The organism is Haladaptatus sp., from assembly GCF_049589095.1.
GTDB lineage: Archaea > Halobacteriota > Halobacteria > Halobacteriales > Haladaptataceae > Haladaptatus.
Window position 1 is genome coordinate 1 of record NZ_JBAWAC010000666.1, and the last position, 2,274, is coordinate 2,274.

3 protein-coding genes are annotated in these 2,274 nt (G+C 60.8%); 2 read left to right on the forward strand and 1 reads right to left on the reverse strand.

Features of this window, described 5'->3' with window-relative positions; genetic code table 11:
- Nucleotides 1–862 (reverse strand): APC family permease (locus WBV42_RS20875; RefSeq protein ID WP_423987743.1); only part of this gene is annotated, 862 nt, incomplete at its 3' end.
- Nucleotides 863–1,255: 393 nt separating this feature from the next.
- Between WBV42_RS20875 and WBV42_RS20880 the strand changes: the two genes are divergently transcribed.
- On the forward strand, nucleotides 1,256–1,783 hold the full coding sequence (locus WBV42_RS20880) for a cupin domain-containing protein (RefSeq protein WP_423987744.1): 528 nt from the start codon (nucleotides 1,256–1,258) through the stop codon (nucleotides 1,781–1,783).
- 66 nt (nucleotides 1,784–1,849) lie between these two features.
- The coding region (locus tag WBV42_RS20885; RefSeq protein WP_423987745.1) for a cupin domain-containing protein at nucleotides 1,850–2,274 on the forward strand (425 nt) is incomplete at its 3' end.

Consider the following 2,274-nt stretch of genomic DNA (forward strand, 5'->3'; position numbering starts at 1 on the left):
TAACCGTACTGTTGAACAGCGAGGTCAGCGCGGCGGCCGCGGGCAACGAACTGTCCACGAGCGTGGAACCGGAAAGCGATTGCCCGGAGGCCCAGATGACCGCGATGTAAAACGCCGCGGCCATCACGACCGAGAGGACGATCAACCGACCGAGGGATCGATATGAAACGTCGGCTTCACCGGCGGCTTGCGGAATCACGTCGAATCCAACGAACATGAACGGCGTCATGACGACGACCGTGAACAGCCCCGACCATCCCGCATCGGTGAACGACGGTGTCGCGGTGGAGTGTCCGTTGAAAATCGCACCGATAACGAGGGTGACCCCTGCAAGGCCGATGATGAGCGTGAGGATGGTTTGGAACTGCGCCGCGGGACGGACGCCACGGTAGTTGAGCATCGTCATCACGACCGCGCCGATCCCGCCCGTCAGTACCCACGTCGCATAGACGGGTTCCCCGGCGATCGTCCACAGGTGGAGAACGTTGAAGCCCGGGACGAGATAGGCGAGCGCGGACGGCAGTGCGACCGCTTCGAAGATGACGACGCTGACGTACCCGAGGATGATCGCCCACGTACAGACGAACGATCCGGCAGGCCCGAGCGCTCGTAAACTGTAGACGTGTTCGCCACCGACGAAGGGCATCGCCGACGCCAATTCGCCGTAGATCAGGCCGACGGTCGTCACCATTACGCTCCCGATGGCGAACGCGAGAATCGCCCCGGTCGTTCCCCCCTCGTCGATCCAGTATCCCGTCTGAATGATCCATCCCCAGCCGATCATCGCACCGAACGCGAGGACAAAGATGTCGACTTTCGACAATACGCGTGTTAACTCATCACCAGTGTGGTCTGCTCCCATGGTAACGTTGGTTCCACTGCGTGAATAAATAATTTATCCAGCAGCGAATACACATTACGGACGTTCTATTTTCGAATCGCACGAACGGCGTCGGCACGAATCGTGCGATTCGGTCGCCAAACGATGACGTCCGAACGTGGTTTCGAGAGGGTTCCCCGCAACTCAGACGGGAGAACGTGGGGACATCGGCTTCCCGTCGAAAACGGTACAGCGGCACGTTCAAGTCGCTATCTGGCGTATAGTGGATGGGCGTGACAGTCGGTCAGGTGGGAGAGATACGATCGAATCGGACATCGGTCAGTTTCGTCGTGGCCACCGTTTTCTTGGTCGCACGTCTTCGGCCGGTCTCCCGCGTACGATCGTCGAGACGCCCGATACAATGGAGACCGAACCATGCCGGACAAGACTAAGAGAGCCACCGACGGAGAACCACAACCGATTCAAGCCGATCGAGGTGCCTCCATCCTCGGTCCACGGAACGTACCGCTTGAGCGGGAGAATCCGGATCTGTTGGCCTCGCCCGACACCGATGCCGGGACGATTCCCAACTTCAAGTTCCCGTTCGCGGAGGCAAGAAACCGACTGACGACGGGTGGGTGGGCACGCGAAGTGACCAAGCGGGAGCTGCCAGTCGCGACCGACCTCGCCGGGGTGAATATGCGTCTCAAACCGGGCGGGATTCGCGAACTCCACTGGCACACGGAGGCCGAGTGGGCGTACATGCTCGCCGGTCGTGCGCGGGTCACTGCCGTCGATGCGGACGGCCACAACTTCATCGACGACGTCGGCGAAGGTGACCTGTGGAACTTCCCGGCGGGCGTCCCGCACTCGATTCAGGGATTGGAGGAGGGCTGTGAGTTCCTGTTGGTGTTCGACGATGGAGGTTTCTCTGAGAACGAGACGTTCCTCATTACGGACTAGTTCGAACACACGCCGCGTGACGTGCTCGCCAAGAACTTCGGCGTTCCCGAGTAAGCCTTCGACGACTTGCCGCACGACATCGATCACACGCGGTACGTTTTCGACGGAGAAGTCCCCCCGCCGTTGGACGAGGACGAGGTCGATTCACCGGAGGGGACGGTTCCGGAGAGCTACACGTACCGCTTGCTAGATCAAGAACCGAAGGAGGTGGAAGGTGGGCAGGTCCGCATCGTCGATTCGACCGATTTCCCCGCAGCGACCACCATCGCGGCGGCGCTCGTCGAAATCGAACCGGGAGCGATGCGCGAACTGCACTGGCACCCCAACGCCGACGAGTGGCAGTACTACATCGGCGGGAAGGGACGGATGACTGTCTTCGCGTCGAGCGGGATGGCACGGACCTTCGATTACCAAGCAGGGGACGTCGGCTACGTCCCCTTCGCGATGGGCCACTACGTCGAGAACACCGGAGACGAAACGTTGCGGTTCCT

Excerpts from the sequence above, each read along its gene's own strand:
- WBV42_RS20880 (WP_423987744.1), top strand. The coding sequence starts at position 1,256 with ATGCCGGACAAGACTAAGAGAGCCACCGACGGAGAACCACAACCGATT.